Source organism: Ezakiella peruensis (assembly GCF_900215725.1).
Lineage (GTDB): Bacteria > Bacillota > Clostridia > Tissierellales > Peptoniphilaceae > Ezakiella > Ezakiella peruensis.
The window spans coordinates 986,654-1,001,871 of sequence record NZ_LT962469.1; the positions used below are offsets into that span (position 1 = coordinate 986,654).

Below are 15,218 nucleotides of genomic sequence, written 5' to 3' on the forward strand. Positions count from 1 at the left end.
TTTTTATATATTAATGTTTAAAATGACGCTTACCTGAGAATAGTAGTGCAAGTTCTAATTCATCAGCAGCGTTGATAGAATCTTTATCCTTAATGCTTCCGCCTGGCTCAACAATAGCTTTGACTCCGTGCTTGGCCAAAAGTCTAATGCAATCGTCAAATGGGAAGAAACCATCTGAAGCAAGGACTGCTCCATTTGCCTTGTCGCCTGCTTGTTTTAAAGCGGCTTCAACAGCAAAGAACCTATTTACATTGCCAAGGCCAATTCCAACTGTAGCTCCGTCCTTAGCCAGGACAACAGCATTTGATTTTGCAAATTTAACAGCCTTTAGGGCAAATTTAATATCTTCAAGTTCCTTATCAGTAGGTTGAACCTTGCTCATAACTGTCAGCTTACAATCCTCAGCCATGTCTCTCTCTTGAATGATCATGGTTCCTGGTACAATCTTCATATCCATACCGTCTTTTGGACCGTCAACTATTTCAGGAATTTCAATTAGCCTTAAATTTTTCTTTCTCATTAAAACTTCTAGAGCTTCCTCGCTAAAGCTTGGCGCAATGATTACTTCAAGGAAAATCTTTACCATTTCTTCGGCAGTTTCCTTGTCTATTTCACGATTAGCTGCGACAATTCCACCAAAGATTGACGATGTATCACATGCGTAGGCCTTTAGATAAGCTTCCTTAATGGTATCAGCCTCAGCTACTCCGCATGGATTTGTATGTTTAACTGCAACGATTGCTGGCTTTTCATAAAAGAGTTTTACCATTTCAACAGCTGCACTAGCATCATAGATATTATTGAAGCTTAACTCTTTGCCGTGAAGGACTTTTCCTTGGCAAATGCCTCCCACTTCTCCATTATACATATTGTATCTAAAAGCTTTTTGATGTGGGTTTTCGCCATATCTTAATTCACCTTCCTTGTGGAAAGGAATAGTTAAGAGATCTGGGAATTCATCATCCATTTTTTCATTAAAGTATTTGGCAATCCATGCGTCATAATTAGCTGTTAGGTTAAAAGCCTTCTTTGCAAGATACATCCTGGTTTCCGGCTTTGTATCGCCACGTTCTTTTAATTCTTCGATAACTCTATCAAAGTCGCTGTTGTCGACGATAATATTTGTATATTTGAAATTTTTAGCAGCGGCTCTGATCATACTTGGTCCACCGATGTCAATTTTTTCTACGATTTCATCATCGCTTGCATCTGAAAGATATGTGTTTACAAATGGATATAGGCTGTTTACAACTATATCAATCGGTTGAGCACCAAGATCTTTTAATTCCTTGACGTCTTTTGTATTTTCGCGTCTGTACAAAATACCTGCGTGAACCTTTGGATGAAGGGTCTTTACCCTTCCATCAAAACATTCTTGAAAACCTGTGTACTCGCTGACATCCATAGCTTCAATTCCCTTGTCGTGAAGATACTTTAATGTTCCGCCTGTGGATAAAATTCCATAACCTAAATTAACAAGTTCTTTGGCAAAGTCTTCAATCCCATTCTTATCATAGCATGAAAATAATGCTAGCTTCATTTGTCTCCTCCATTTCTAATAAATTCATTAATAGCCATACTGTAAAGCTTATGCTCAGTAGTTAAAACTCTCGCTGCAATTTCCTCAGCAGTTTTTAATCCTTCAATAGATATAAAGGACTGCATGATTATAGGCCCTGTATCTATGCCGGTGTCAACAATATGCACACTCGCACCAGAATACTTATCATTAGCCTCTAAAACCATCCTGTGAACATTTATACCGTGACATCCCTTGCCCCCATATTTAGGAAGCAATGATGGATGTATATTTAAAATTGGAGGACCTGACTTAACGAAATCGCTTGGAAGAATTTTTAAAAAACCAGCTAAAATTATAAAATCAACTTGCTTTTCTTCTATTATCTTTGCAATATTTTTAAAAAAGTCACTAGCAATTAACTCTGCTCTCAAGCCTAGATTTTTTGCCCTGTCAATTCCACCGCATTCACGGTCGGCATATACGCCCACAATATCAATATCCTTTACATTTCTGGCGATGGATTCCATATTGGATCCACCACCTGAAATTAGAATTATAACCCTTTTATTATGCATTTGTCTCCTTGACCTTTTTTGATTTCTCCAAGTACAACCGGATTTTCTCCAGCAGCTTTCAGAGCTTCTAGAGCTGCATCCTTATCGTCCTTGGCAACAGCAAATATAAAGCCTATGCCCATATTAAAAGTCGAATACATTTCTTTTGTATTGATGTTTGCCCATTCTTGCAAGAGATCAAAAATTGCAGGCTTTTTAATATCCTTTGTATCAACTTCTGCAAAAAGTCCATCAGGAATCATCCTAGGAATATTTTCATAGAAGCCACCACCTGTAATATGGCACATACCGTGTATTTTAACCTTGTCTTTTAAAGCAAAAACTGCATCTTTATAAATTCTGGTTGGAGTTAAAAGTTCTTCTTTAAGAGGCTTATCAAGTTTATCGTAAACCTTATCCAAGTCAGCCTTTGAAACATCAAATACAATCTTTCTAACCAAGGAATAGCCGTTAGAGTGAATGCCTGATGAAGGAAGTCCGATTAACACATCTCCTTCGCTAACTGCGTCATTAGTGATAATTTCATCTTCTTCTACGCAGCCAACTGCAAAACCTGCAATGTCATACTCGTCTTCGCTGTAAAAACCTGGCATCTCTGCTGTTTCACCGCCTATTAAAGCAGCTCCAGCTTGAACGCAGCCATCGGCAACACCCTTTACGATTTCAGTCATCTTTTCTGGAATAAGTTTTCCTGTTGCAATATAATCCAAAAAGAATAAAGGTTCAGCGCCTTGGCATAAAATATCGTTAACGCACATAGCAACAGCGTCAATACCTATTGTGTCGTGCTTATCGCATAGGAAAGCAAATTTTAACTTGGTTCCAACACCATCTGTACCACTTACTAGCACTGGATTTTTGTAATTATTTAATTTAAATAATCCGCTAAAACCACCAATGCCACCCATGACCCCATCACGGTTTGTCCTCTGGATGTGCTCCTTAATCATTTGAACTTGACGGTAACCCTGCTCCTTGTCAACGCCTGCATCTTTGTAAGATAATGTCATACAATCCTCCTTATATTGTCCCTTCTGGGAATACTCCTGTAAAACACGCCTCAGTAAATTCTCTGCCTCCAAGGGCTTTATATAATCCTTCTGTAGAAATAAATTCCAAACTATCGGCACCAATCATATCTCTAATTTCATCTTTTGTGTGATTAGCTGCAATGAGCTCAGCTTTGGTAGGTGTATTCATAACTAAATTTGATGAATACTTAACCATTGGGCTTCCAATCCTCAAATGAATTTCCTTAACACCTACATCCCTAAGCATTTTAACAGTCCTCTTCATGGTTGTTCCCCTTACAATAGAGTCGTCAACCAAGACTATTCTCTTGCCTTCGATGTACTCTCTAAGAGGATTTAATTTGATCCTAACAGCTAGCTCACGCATTTCTTGGGTCGGCTGAATAAAGGTCCTGCCTACATATCTATTTTTGATAATACCCTCTGTATATTTAATGCCTGATTCTTCTGCATAACCAATAGCAAAGCTAATGCCACTATCAGGAGCTCCAACAACTAGGTCTGCATCTACCGGAGATTCTTGAGCCAATATTTTTCCTGCATTTCTTCTGACCGAGTAAATTGATTTGCCATCAATATATGAATCAGGTCTTGCTATATATACCATTTCAAAAACTCCAAGCTTCCTTCTAGATGGATCACCTTTTTGAATGACTTCTATACCATTTTCGTTAATCCTAACTATTTCACCTGGTTCCACATCTCTGACAAATTCAGCGCCTATTGAGTCAAAGGCACAAGTCTCGCTTGCGACCAGGTATTTATCATTGAGCTTGCCAATTGAAAGTGGCTTTATCCCATAAAAATCTCTCACTGCATAAAGACTTTCATTGGCCATAATTATAATTGAATAGGATCCTTTTAACATCTTAACAGTATCTAAAATGGATTGTTCAATATTTTCCTTGGTATTTTTTGCAAGCAAGGTCGCAATTACTTCAGTATCTAAAAAGGATTGGAACATATAACCTTGGTTTTGCAATTCTTCTTTTAGTTGAGGTGCATTTGAGATATGTCCATCGTGGACAATACCCAGGGCCCCTTGCCTGTAACCAGCAACTATTGGTTGCAAATAAGGGTAATCAAGACCCTCATCCTTGGCAGCCATTCTAACATGGCCAATGGCAATATTGCCAGCCAATCTTTCCATAATATCCTTTGGAAAAACATCATTAACCAAGCCTTGTGACTTATGATAATCTATAAGACCATTGTTGTAGCAAGCAATCCCTGCTGACTCTTGGCCCCTGTGTTGGAGGGCGTAGAGCATATAATAAATATACTCTTTTGCACTACTATTTTTTGAATAAACACCAGCTACGCCGCTCATTTATTTGCCTAGCTCCTCATTCATTTCGACTACTTGGTCCTTTAGCTCTTGCCTGTAAGCAGCGAGTTTGGGGGCTAGTTCAGGGTATTTCAAGGATAGCATTGAAACTGCAAGTAGACCTGCATTTTCTCCACCATCAATTGCAACTGTTGCAACTGGAATTCCCTTTGGCATTTGAACAACTGAGAAGAGTGAATCAAGTCCACCCATTACAGATGTTTTGCCTGGAACACCAATTACTGGCACAGTTGTAATTGCAGCTACAACACCTGCTAGGTGAGCAGCCTTTCCTGCAATGGCAATAATTGCGTCGATTCCATTTTCCCTAGCTGTAGATGCAAATTCAATGGCTCTCTCTGGAGTCCTGTGAGCAGAAATAACTTCACAATGTGTTTCAATTTCAAACTTATCTAAAATTTTCTTTGCCCTTTCCATTACATCCCTGTCGCTAATGCTTCCCATAATAATTGCTACTTTCATAATGACCTCCTATTTTACAAAATATTAACAAATGTCCATTAAAAACACAAAACCCAGACGGGTAGGGAAAACCTACCCGTCTGGGTTTTTATCCCTACGGTGTGGAAGTGCCAATGAAGCACTTCTTGCATCGCTTGGTCCTTTGATAAATCACGGTTCCCTAGATGCACTTATCCTAACGATCGAACAAAAATTCTCCATATTTTGAAGAAAGATGCTCTAACTCATATAATTTAAAATATTTATTTATCGTTTTATTTTGCTCTGAGTTTTTATATATTACCAGGGCATCTTTTACTATATACATTTTAAAATCTTCAATCCTAAAGTCATAGTCATCATCCAAATTCATTTTCTCTTTCAAGAACTTATTGGATGACTTTGTGTCGACTATAATATCTTTAAAATCAATCTTCTTTTGGTTCTTTATATCAAAGTTCAAAGAATCAAAAAAGTATTTTGAATCCTCACCACTGATCAGATCACCTTTAAAGATAACGCTTACAACTTTTGAATTGGAAATCGCAATGTCATACAAAAGATTAACTTGGTCAAACCTGTACTCTTCTTTTATGCGTTCTATATATTTTTCTATTTCTCTATTTACGAATTCATATTTTTTAGCAGTAAAGGCTGGGTATGCGATCGTTACATCACTTGTCCCACTATTTTCATATTTGATAATGGATTCACTAGACCTGGAGATTATACCGTCAATCTTTTTTCTAAGATAAACACTATCACCTATAATAAAGGTGTCATATTCCAAAACCTGAGTAAAAAAAGTATTTGGCACATAACAAACCCCGTCATTGTAAACTGGAGTTGTGTAAATCTTTTTCAGTTCGTCATACCTATCTCTATATTCATCCTTGTTTACTATGAGAGATGCTCTAATCAAGCCTTTTTTTACAGTTATCCTACCATCTCTATACCAGGTTACATTGTAACCCAGAGCCTCCATAGTTTCTCTTAAAGGAAGCATAAAGAGCGTATCATCGCTTACAGAATCCACAATATAAGGTTTTTCTTTAAAGTCATGATTTATAATACCCTTCATTCTAACAAGGTCTTTTTCTTTTGCCTGAATTGGCAAAACCAAAAAACACATAAGAACAATTATTAAAGAGTACTTAAATAATTTTTTCATTGTGAATCCGAACCCCTTTCTAAGGTAATTGTAACATAAAAACAGTAAAATTAAAAGTCTAATCCCAAATATTTTTCCAGTGCCAGCCAAATACCTGGTGGGCATTTGTAACAACCATAAAGACCTTATCATCTATTTGGTGGATAAAAGTCCTTAGCCTTATCAGGTCACGGTTATTAATTACAGTCTGTATAATTTCCCTATCTGTGTTTGAGTAGGCACCCTTTGCCTTGTAGACAGTGGCGCTTCTTCCAATAGAGATTAAAAATTCGCAGATCTTTTCCGGTTGAGAAGTTGTTATATAGCATAGCTTACCAACATTTAGACCATCTATTGTATAGTCAACAATAAGCCCAGTTAAAATAACACCAACCAGGCAGAATAAAGCAATTTCTAAACCGTAGTTAAAGCCAACTATCATAGTTATGATAAAGTCTGTTAGTAAGCAGCCCTTGCCTAAGTCTAATCCTAAAAATTTATTTAATATCTTGGCAATAATATCACTGCCACCTGTAGACGCGTTTTGGTTTAAAACAATACCAACCCCCGCCCCGTATAAAATACAGGCAACTATTAATGACAAGAACATATTATCGATTATAGGTCCTTGAAGCGGAATTAAAACGTCTAAAATCCATACCAGAGCTGATAAACCAAGAGAAGCAATTACAGTAAGCACTCCAAATTTATTGCCTATAAATATGAATCCCATTATAAATAAAAATATGTTAGCCACTATTAAAAGTGGTGGAGCTGATATGCCAGTTAACTTACTCAAGATAAGGGCAATACCTGTTGCACCTCCAAGTGATAAGTCATTAGGAAGTAAAAAGAAATGGATTGCAATAGCAATCATAATTACTCCTATTACAATTAATATAGCCTGCTTAACAGTGGTCTGTGGCTTTATATTTCTAAGGCGTTTGACCTTATCCTTATTTAAATCCAATTCCTTCATACTTTCCTCCATTATGTAAGGCGACTTAAAAAGCCGCCTATAATTTTACCAAGCGTGTTTAACGATTGGGTTTCTAGCAGCCTGCGTTTCATCAGGTCTGCAAATATCTGTATTGTGTGGAGCTTCTTTGAGCTCTTGTGGATTTTCCTTTGCAACCTTTGCAATATCTAACATTGCTCCTGCAAATGCATCCAGTGTTTCTAGAGATTCAGTTTCTGTAGGTTCAATCATTAGAGCCTCGTCAACAATTAATGGGAAGTAAACTGTTGGTGGGTGGAAGCCTCTATCGATTAATCCCTTAGCAACATCAAGTGTTGTAACACCTGACATTTCATGGTCTTTGAGTCCTGCTAGAACAAATTCGTGTTTGTAAGTTGTATCAATTGGTAGGTTGTATTCACCTTTTAATAAACTTGCCAAGTAGTTAGCGTTTAATACTGCTAATTCACTTGCCCTCTTAAGTCCGTCAGAACCCATTGTCAAGCAGTATGTGTAACCTCTGACTAGGATTCCAAAGTGACCGTAGAAGTCTTTCATCTTACCAATTGAGTTTTCCTTATCGTAATTTAAGAAGTACTTATCTCCATCTTTTTCTACAATTGGAACAGGTAGGAATTCTTTTAAGAAGTCCTTGCATCCAACTGGGCCTGCACCTGGTCCGCCGCCACCGTGAGGTGTGGATAGGGTCTTGTGAACGTTAAAGTGGATAACGTCAAAGCCCATTTTACCAGGACGTGCCTTACCCATAATAGCGTTGGCATTTGCACCGTCATAGTAGCAAAGTCCGCCAGCTTCGTGGATAATTGAGGTGATTTCCTTGATGTGCTTATCAAATAGTCCCAAAGTGTTTGGATTTGTAAGCATAAGTGCAGCTGTATCTTCACCTACAGCAGCTCTTAGAGCATCTAGGTCAACCAGACCGTTTTCATCAGATGGTACTTCAACTGGAGTATAACCTGCTACTGAAGATGTAGCTGGGTTTGTACCGTGAGCTGAGTCAGGTACAATAACCTTGTTTCTCTTGAAGTCGCCTCTTGATTCGTGGTACTTTCTGATTAACATAATACCTGTGAGCTCACCTTGAGCACCAGCAGCTGGTTGGAGAGTAACTTCATCCATGCCACTGATTTCTGCCAAGATATTTTGGAAATTATACATTAGTTCAAGAGCACCTTGAACTTGTCTTGAATCTTGGTAAGGGTGCAAGCCAGCAAAACCTGGTAGTGCAGCCATTTCTTCATTTATCTTTGGGTTGTACTTCATGGTACAGCTTCCTAGTGGATAGAAACCTGTATCTACTCCGTAGTTTTTGTTGGAAAGATTTGTGTAGTGACGAACGATATCAACTTCGTTAACTTCTGGAAGTTTTGGGCATTCATCTGACAAATAATCAGCTGGAATAAAGTCCTTCAAATCTTTTTCTTCAACATCGCAAGCTGGTAATTGGTATGCAGTTCTGCCTGGAGTTGAAACTTCGAAAATTAAACTATCATATTTTCTAAACATTATTTTACCTCCAAGTATTTAGCCAAAGCGTCCATTTCTTCTTTTGTACGCTTTTCAGTAACTGCAAACATAATTTCCTTATCCATGTCCTTGAAGAATCTATCTAGGGCTAAGCCACCGATAATATTCTTTTCATGGAGAGCATTGTATTGTTCTTCTTCATTAATGCCTGTAACTACAAATTCTTTGAAGAAAGGTTGATCATATTTTAGCTTCAAGCCCTTATTTTCTAATTCTTTTTGTAGGTAGTGAGCCTTTTGTGTGCAAAGTTCAGCAACGCGTCTTAGGCCTTGTTTACCCATTACGCACATATAAATGCTGGCTGCCAAAGTATTTACACCTTGGTTAGAGCAGATATTTGAAGTTGCCTTGTCACGTCTAATGTGTTGCTCACGAGCTGTAAGTGTTAGTACGTAGCAGCGTTTGCCATTGTGATCAACAGTTTGACCAACAATACGGCCTGGCATCTTTCTCATAAACTTTTCTTTTACTGCAAAGAAACCAAGAGATGGACCACCAAAGCTCATATTAACGCCCATGGCTTGGCCTTCACCTATAACAACGTCTGCACCATATTCTGAAGGTTTCTTCATGATACCAAGTGAAATAGGATCAACACTTACTACAAAGGATGTCTTTTTGCCTGTGTGGGCAATTTCGCCAAGCTTCTTAGCATCTTCAATAATACCAAAGAAGTTTGGATTTTGAACCATAACACAAGCTACATCATCGCTCATATTTTTTTCTAATTCTTCAGCATCTGTAACCCCATCTTTTTGTGGAATTGTGATAACTTCCAAACCTTGTGCGTGTGCATAGGTGTCTAAAACCATTCTAGCACTTGGATTCAAAGTTTCAGAAACGATAACTTTCTTTTTCTTTGAAACAGCAGCGCACATAATAGCTGCTTCAACAACTGCGTTTGAGTGGTCATAAACAGAAGCGTTTGCAACATCCATGCCAGTTAAATCACAGATCATTGTTTGGAATTCATAAATATATTGTAGGGTACCTTGGCTTACTTCTGGTTGATATGGAGTGTATGAAGTATAGAACTCCGATCTAGAAGTAATAGCTGGTATAATACTTGGAATATAGTGATCATAAATTCCTGCACCTAAGAATGAAGGGATAAAAGCTGGTGTAAGGTTTTTAGCAGCCATTCCACCAACTATATTTCTAACTTCGATTTCTGATTTTGACTTATCGAAATTTAGATCTCCCTTTACCCTCATATCTTCAGGAATATCATTAAAAAGATCGTCAATAGACTTTACGCCTATTGTATCAAGCATCTTCTTAATATCACTTTCCGTATGGGAAAGATATGGGTGCATTACTTATGCCTCCTCTGCAAGATATTTTTCGTATTCTTCAGCGTTCATTAGATCATCAGTAGCTGATGCGTCTTCTAATTTCATTTTTACAACCCATGCGTCGTATGGTTTTTCATTTAATAGTTCAGGAGCGTCTTCAAGTTCTTCGTTAACTTCTGTAACTACACCAGCCATAGGTGCAAATAAGTCACTTGCTGCCTTTGTAGATTCGATAGCTGCAACAGCATCTTCTACATCAAATTCATCATCTACGTCAGGTAGTTCAACGTAAACGATTTCACCTAGATGATCTTGAGCATAGTCACATAGGCCTACATATGCTTCTTCGCCTTCAATTTTGACCCATTCGTGGTCTTTTGTGTACATTAAATCTTTTTTTACTTCCATTTTAATCCTCCTAAAATTTAATTAGTTTATTTGTTTTTATGTTGGTCGCCTCTAGCTTCTAAGAATTTCTTTGAAATAATCTTAGCTTCTACAGGTTTGTTCCTAACCATAACATCAAATGTGTTGCCAATACCCTTGTACTCTACATCTATCAAGGCGTTTCCAATTCTGGTTCCAAGAGTTGGTGATAGATAGCCTGTTGTAACATGGCCAATTTCTTTTCCATCTTTTTCAATCTTGTATCCTTCTCTAGGAATACCTCTGCCTACTAGTTCAAATCCAACCAAAACTTTCTTTGGATCTTCAGCAATCTTTAATAGAGCTTCTCTTCCAATGTAATCGTTGTCGGATTTTCTATCTACAAAGTATTTAAAGCCTGATTCTACAGGATTTAATTCCTTTGAAATTTCCTGTCCATATAATGGAAGTGAAGCTTCAAATCTTAAAGTATCTCTGCAGCCAAGTCCGCATGGTTTCAAGTCAACATCCTTGCCAGCTTCCAAAACTGCATCCCAAACTTTAACTATGCCTTCGTTAGTTGTGTAGATTTCAAAACCATCTTCTCCGGTGTAGCCAGTTCTGGAAATCATACATTTAACTCCAGCAATTTCAACATCATCCTTGAAATAGAAGAACTTTATAGTATCTAAGTCAAGATCTGTAAGTTTTTGGACAACTTCTTGAGCCTTAGGGCCTTGAACAGCTACTTCGCCAACTTCATTGCTAACATTTGTAACCTTTACATCAAAATCCTTAGATTGTTCTTTAATCCAATCAAAATCTTTGTCTACATTAGCAGCGTTAACTACTAGGTAGTACTTTTCATTATTATATTTGTAGACTAAAAGGTCATCTACAACACCACCATCTTCATAGCACATAAATGTGTATTGAATTTGATTGTCTTCTTGATTAATAATGTTATTTGTCATCAGGTAGTTAACAAATTTTTCTGCTTCCTTGCCTTCGACCCAAATCTCACCCATGTGAGAAACGTCAAACATTCCGGCTCTTTCACGAACAGCATTGTGTTCGTCCTTTAGACCTGTGTATTCTACAGGTAACATCCAGCCAGCATATTCAACAACATTGCCACCGAGTGCAACATGCTTTTCATAAAGCGGAGTCTTCATTGTCATAATACATACCTCCTTTATATTATTGGGACATCCTCATAACAGTCCTTGTGTTTATTATACCCCAATAAAGTATAATATTCAACACATCCAGGCAAAATTCAATTATTAAAAAATAGAAATATCCTATTAAAAACTCTTATGACATAATTAAAGTAAGTAAAGGTTTAAAAAAACTAGGCTTTCAAATATAACTTAACTAAAATAAAATCGACTAAATTAAATAATCATATAAAATAAATTTAAACCACATTTAGCAGTTGCCCCAAGCAAAAGAATTTTAAAAATAAAGTTTACATAACACAAGTACATTATAATCCACTTAGCTATATTACTTACAGATAAAGATAATTTTCCTTTCTGTATACAAGCAAAATAAAAAGCAAAAAACTTGTAAGTTTAATCTACAAGCTTAGCCATTTATAAGTATACAATTTACATAAATACAGGTCTCGACAAATCATTCAACAATTTCGTGTTAGCTACGTGTTAGTTATGTGTTAGTTACCATCGTTTATTTCCCTTTATTTTAATGAATATTAAGCCAACAAAAAACCCTGCAAGTATTAAAACTGCAGGGTTTATAATTTCTATATAAGCAATAAATACTATCTCTTTGAGAATTGTGTTGATTTTCTTGCCTTTTTGAAACCGTATTTCTTTCTTTCCTTCATTCTTGAATCTCTTGTCAAGTAACCAGCTTGTTTTAAAACTGGACGAAGGTCTGGTTCAGCAACTAACAAAGCACGGCTAACTGCGTGTCTTACAGCACCAGCTTGTCCACTCTTTCCACCGCCATTAACAAGAATTGTAATGTCGTATTTATCAAGAGTGTTTGTTAAATCAAGTGGGCTCTTTGCAAGTCTTCTGAGTGTTTCATATTCGAAATATTCGTTAACATCAAGACCGTTTACAACAAAATTTCCGTTGCCTTCTCTTAGAATAGCACGAGCTGTTGAAGTTTTTCTTCTACCATTTGCTTGATACATTATCTGCGACCTCCTTCAAATTCGTACTTTTCTGGCATTTGTGCCTCATGACCATGGTCTTCTCCTGAGTAAACACGGAGTTTTTTGATCATCTTTCTACCTAGGGCATTCTTTGGAAGCATACCCTTAACAGCTAACATTAAAGCCTTTTCAGGTGTATCGCTCATCATTGTTTTGTAATCAACTGAACGAAGTCCTCCTGGGTATCCTGTGTGATAGTAATACTTCTTTTGATCTAGTTTCTTTCCTGTAAGAATCATCTTATCTACGTTTGTAACAATTACATAATCTCCTGTATCAACATGTGGAGTGTAAGTTACCTTGTGTTTTCCACGAAGAAGTTTTGCAACCTCAGTAGCTAGACGACCTAGAACCATGCCATCGGCGTCAATTAATAGCCACTTGCGCTCTACTTCATGTGGTTTAGCCATATATGATTTCATAATTTCTTCTCCTTTTCGAGCAATATAGTGACGTTTAATAACGAGGTTTCCGGGTCCTCCTTAAAAAACAATACTCATGTATTATACACGTTTAACATACATTTGTCAAGCATTTAAAACAAACAAATCTGCTTTTATAATAATATTTTTATCATATAAAAATAAAAACAAAGATTTTCTTATAAAACAAGTTTAGCTTTCTGTTTCAACCTATCTACATCATTGATATAAAAAATTAACAACCTTATTTATATAAAAAATATAGGACCAGGAAAGAATCGATAATCATTAAAGGAACGAATCTTTTGGATTTTAATCCCCATCAATCCTCCTAAATGATTTTAGACCCTTATTGTCGTAATAGAGTTCCATGTCAGGAAATTCTTTACCAATAATAGCCTTTTGTAAAAACAAAACATCACCTTCCCAGTGAGGCATCTCTATAAACTCTTCAAAGCTTAACCAGTGTAAGCTGCCCTCGTCACACTCTCTAAGATCTCCCGTATAATCATCTGAGTAGTAGACATACATATTCTCAAAATAATCTTCATTTAAATAATATTTAACAAGTCCACAAAATTTAATATTCTTTAAACTAAGTCCCGTTTCTTCATATACTTCTCGTTTGACACACTCATCAGGACTCTCGCCCTCTTCAATCTTACCGCCTATACCGATAAACATTGCATGATTAATATCATTTTTCTTCTTATTCCTTTCAAGAAATAAAGTTTTTCCATCGAGTCTTCTAATATAACAAACAGTATAAGACTGCTTTAAAAACATAATCAACCTCCTATTATATAAATTATCAAAAGACATATTTTCAAAACATAAATCCGTGCTTACAAACCCCTATTTGATCTAAACAGCAATCATATATAAAGAAACTAAAGCATAAGATCAAAATAAAAATTTATAATAAAAAAAGGACTTTTATCAAGTCCCATGAGTTCTTATTTTGAAGCTGCAACATTAAGCTTTCTGTGTAGCTGTGACATCTTCCTTGAAACATTGTTCTTGTTAAGGAGGTTTCTTTGTTCAGCTTTCTTGAGCTTCTTATCGATAAGTTTTAAAACTTGTTCTGCTTCAGCATAATTTTCTGCATCAATAAGTTGATCAAATTTCTTAATGTAAGTTTTAATTTCACTCTTTCTTCTCTTGTTTACCAAAGTTTTCTTTTCAATAACGCGAATTTTCTTTTCAGCTGCTTTAATATTAGCCATTTTTCACCTCCAAATAATAGATATATTATACAAAATATAATGTAAAAAGTCAAGAAAAAGCTCAGAATAAAACCACCTCACTGGGTGGTTTTACTGGCGCGGCACAGAGGAATCGAACCCCTGACCTTTTGATTCGTAGTCAAACACTCTATCCAGCTGAGCTAGTGCCGCATATGGCGCGGCTAGGAGGATTCGAACCCCCGGCACACGGATTAGAAGTCCGTTGCTCTATCCTACTGAGCTATAGCCGCAAATGGAGCGGGTGAAGGGGATCGAACCCTCGCAACCAGCTTGGAAGGCTGGGGCTCTACCACTGAGCTACACCCGCAAAGTTTGAATTTATAATTATAAAAAATTGGAGCGGAAGACGAGATTCGAACTCGCGACCCTCGCCTTGGCAAGGCGATGCTCTACCACTGAGCCACTTCCGCATAAAATGGTGGAGGAGAGTGGATTTGAACCACTGAAAGCTAAGCTAACGGATTTACAGTCCGTCCCCTTTGGCCAACTTGGGTACTCCTCCATAAATGGCGACCCGGAACGGACTCGAACCGTCGACCTCCAGCGTGACAGGCTGGCATTCTAACCAACTGAACTACCGGGCCTCATGCTTTCACATATATGCTAATGCATATACCTCCTATTAAATTTAATTGGTGGGCGGTATAGGGCTCGAACCTATGACCCCCTGCTTGTAAGGCAGATGCTCTCCCAACTGAGCTAACCGCCCATAGTTTTATATTAATAAAATTGGTGACCCTACCGGGATTCGAACCCGGGATACCGCCGTGAAAGGGCGATGTCTTAACCGCTTGACCATAGGGCCTAAATGGTTGCGGAGGCAGGATTTGAACCTGCGACCTTCGGGTTATGAGCCCGACGAGCTGCCAACTGCTCCACTCCGCGTCAAAGATAAAAGTTATATTGGCGCTTGTGGTAGGGCTCGAACCTACAGCCTACCGGTTAACAGCCGGTTGCTCTACCGTTGAGCTACACAAGCTGGGTGAAATACTTATCTTTAGAATACATTAAAGAGGGGCATTCAAATGTCCCTCTTTAATTTCTTCTGTGCGGCTTTGACCTATTCTCCCGTGACGCTGCCGTCAGAGTACCTTCGGCGCTGTGAGGCTTAACTTCTGTGTTCGGCA

Annotated in this window: 15 protein-coding genes, 10 tRNA genes and 1 rRNA gene; all 26 read right to left on the bottom strand. The window is 37.5% G+C overall.

Features of this window, described 5'->3' with window-relative positions:
* Positions 1 to 10: 10 nt before the first annotated feature.
* Positions 11 to 1,540, bottom strand: a complete 1,530-nt coding sequence (gene purH, locus CUU59_RS04810; RefSeq protein ID WP_099950856.1) for a bifunctional phosphoribosylaminoimidazolecarboxamide formyltransferase/IMP cyclohydrolase — start codon at positions 1,538 to 1,540, stop codon at positions 11 to 13.
* Positions 1,537 to 2,097, bottom strand: a complete 561-nt coding sequence (purN, locus tag CUU59_RS04815) for a phosphoribosylglycinamide formyltransferase (protein ID WP_099950857.1) — start codon at positions 2,095 to 2,097, stop codon at positions 1,537 to 1,539. The genes purH and purN overlap by 4 nt, the downstream gene beginning before the upstream one ends.
* Entirely contained in the window at positions 2,076 to 3,107 is a 1,032-nt protein-coding gene (purM, locus tag CUU59_RS04820; protein ID WP_099950858.1) for a phosphoribosylformylglycinamidine cyclo-ligase, read from the bottom strand. Before purM ends, purN begins: the two co-directional genes overlap by 22 nt.
* Positions 3,108 to 3,117: 10 nt before the next feature.
* Entirely contained in the window at positions 3,118 to 4,458 is a 1,341-nt protein-coding gene (gene purF, locus CUU59_RS04825; RefSeq protein WP_099950859.1) for an amidophosphoribosyltransferase, read from the bottom strand.
* Positions 4,459 to 4,938: a 5-(carboxyamino)imidazole ribonucleotide mutase gene (purE, locus tag CUU59_RS04830; RefSeq protein WP_099950860.1), complete on the bottom strand. Its 480-nt coding sequence runs from the start codon at positions 4,936 to 4,938 to the stop codon at positions 4,459 to 4,461. It abuts the gene before it with no gap.
* Between the two features lie 175 nt (positions 4,939 to 5,113).
* Positions 5,114 to 6,088, bottom strand: a complete 975-nt coding sequence (locus CUU59_RS04835) for a stalk domain-containing protein (protein ID WP_169922860.1) — start codon at positions 6,086 to 6,088, stop codon at positions 5,114 to 5,116.
* Positions 6,089 to 6,146: 58 nt separating this feature from the next.
* A complete protein-coding gene (locus CUU59_RS04840; RefSeq protein WP_099950862.1) occupies positions 6,147 to 7,046 on the bottom strand; it encodes a YitT family protein in 900 nt (299 codons plus the stop codon).
* Positions 7,047 to 7,091: 45 nt separating this feature from the next.
* The gene (gcvPB, locus tag CUU59_RS04845; RefSeq protein WP_099950863.1) at positions 7,092 to 8,552 is read right to left on the bottom strand and encodes an aminomethyl-transferring glycine dehydrogenase subunit GcvPB; all 1,461 of its coding nucleotides are present in this window, start codon (positions 8,550 to 8,552) and stop codon (positions 7,092 to 7,094) included.
* Entirely contained in the window at positions 8,552 to 9,889 is a 1,338-nt protein-coding gene (gcvPA, locus tag CUU59_RS04850) for an aminomethyl-transferring glycine dehydrogenase subunit GcvPA (protein ID WP_099950864.1), read from the bottom strand. Before gcvPA ends, gcvPB begins: the two co-directional genes overlap by 1 nt.
* 3 nt (positions 9,890 to 9,892) lie before the next feature.
* Positions 9,893 to 10,276, bottom strand: a complete 384-nt coding sequence (gene gcvH / locus CUU59_RS04855; protein ID WP_099950865.1) for a glycine cleavage system protein GcvH — start codon at positions 10,274 to 10,276, stop codon at positions 9,893 to 9,895.
* Positions 10,277 to 10,302: 26 nt separating this feature from the next.
* Positions 10,303 to 11,415 (bottom strand): glycine cleavage system aminomethyltransferase GcvT, encoded by a 1,113-nt coding sequence (gcvT, locus tag CUU59_RS04860; RefSeq protein WP_099950866.1) that lies wholly within the window; start codon positions 11,413 to 11,415, stop codon positions 10,303 to 10,305.
* A gap of 605 nt (positions 11,416 to 12,020) precedes the next feature.
* Positions 12,021 to 12,401 carry a 30S ribosomal protein S9 gene (gene rpsI / locus CUU59_RS04865; protein ID WP_099950867.1) on the bottom strand — a complete coding sequence of 127 codons (381 nt, stop codon included), beginning with the start codon at positions 12,399 to 12,401 and terminating at the stop codon, positions 12,021 to 12,023.
* Positions 12,401 to 12,844 (bottom strand): 50S ribosomal protein L13, encoded by a 444-nt coding sequence (rplM, locus tag CUU59_RS04870; protein ID WP_099950868.1) that lies wholly within the window; start codon positions 12,842 to 12,844, stop codon positions 12,401 to 12,403. The genes rpsI and rplM overlap by 1 nt, the downstream gene beginning before the upstream one ends.
* Positions 12,845 to 13,156: 312 nt before the next feature.
* A complete protein-coding gene (locus CUU59_RS04875) occupies positions 13,157 to 13,630 on the bottom strand; it encodes an NUDIX hydrolase (protein WP_099950869.1) in 474 nt (157 codons plus the stop codon).
* Between the two features lie 170 nt (positions 13,631 to 13,800).
* On the bottom strand, positions 13,801 to 14,070 hold the full coding sequence (gene rpsT, locus CUU59_RS04880) for a 30S ribosomal protein S20 (RefSeq protein WP_099950870.1): 270 nt from the start codon (positions 14,068 to 14,070) through the stop codon (positions 13,801 to 13,803).
* Positions 14,071 to 14,164: 94 nt separating this feature from the next.
* Positions 14,165 to 14,241, bottom strand: a tRNA-Arg gene (locus tag CUU59_RS04885).
* Between the two features lie 3 nt (positions 14,242 to 14,244).
* Positions 14,245 to 14,321, bottom strand: a tRNA-Arg gene (locus CUU59_RS04890).
* A gap of 3 nt (positions 14,322 to 14,324) precedes the next feature.
* Positions 14,325 to 14,398, bottom strand: a tRNA-Gly gene (locus CUU59_RS04895).
* 28 nt (positions 14,399 to 14,426) lie between these two features.
* Positions 14,427 to 14,501: transfer RNA gene (locus tag CUU59_RS04900), tRNA-Gly, on the bottom strand.
* Between the two features lie 6 nt (positions 14,502 to 14,507).
* Positions 14,508 to 14,593: transfer RNA gene (locus CUU59_RS04905), tRNA-Tyr, on the bottom strand.
* 5 nt (positions 14,594 to 14,598) lie between these two features.
* Positions 14,599 to 14,675, bottom strand: a tRNA-Asp gene (locus tag CUU59_RS04910).
* A gap of 49 nt (positions 14,676 to 14,724) precedes the next feature.
* A tRNA-Val gene (locus CUU59_RS04915) sits at positions 14,725 to 14,800 on the bottom strand.
* A gap of 21 nt (positions 14,801 to 14,821) precedes the next feature.
* Positions 14,822 to 14,896: transfer RNA gene (locus tag CUU59_RS04920), tRNA-Glu, on the bottom strand.
* A gap of 4 nt (positions 14,897 to 14,900) precedes the next feature.
* Positions 14,901 to 14,976: transfer RNA gene (locus CUU59_RS04925), tRNA-Met, on the bottom strand.
* 19 nt (positions 14,977 to 14,995) lie between these two features.
* Positions 14,996 to 15,070 (bottom strand) — tRNA-Asn (locus tag CUU59_RS04930).
* 68 nt (positions 15,071 to 15,138) lie between these two features.
* A 5S ribosomal RNA gene (gene rrf / locus CUU59_RS08360) occupies positions 15,139 to 15,218 on the bottom strand; the annotation flags it as partial.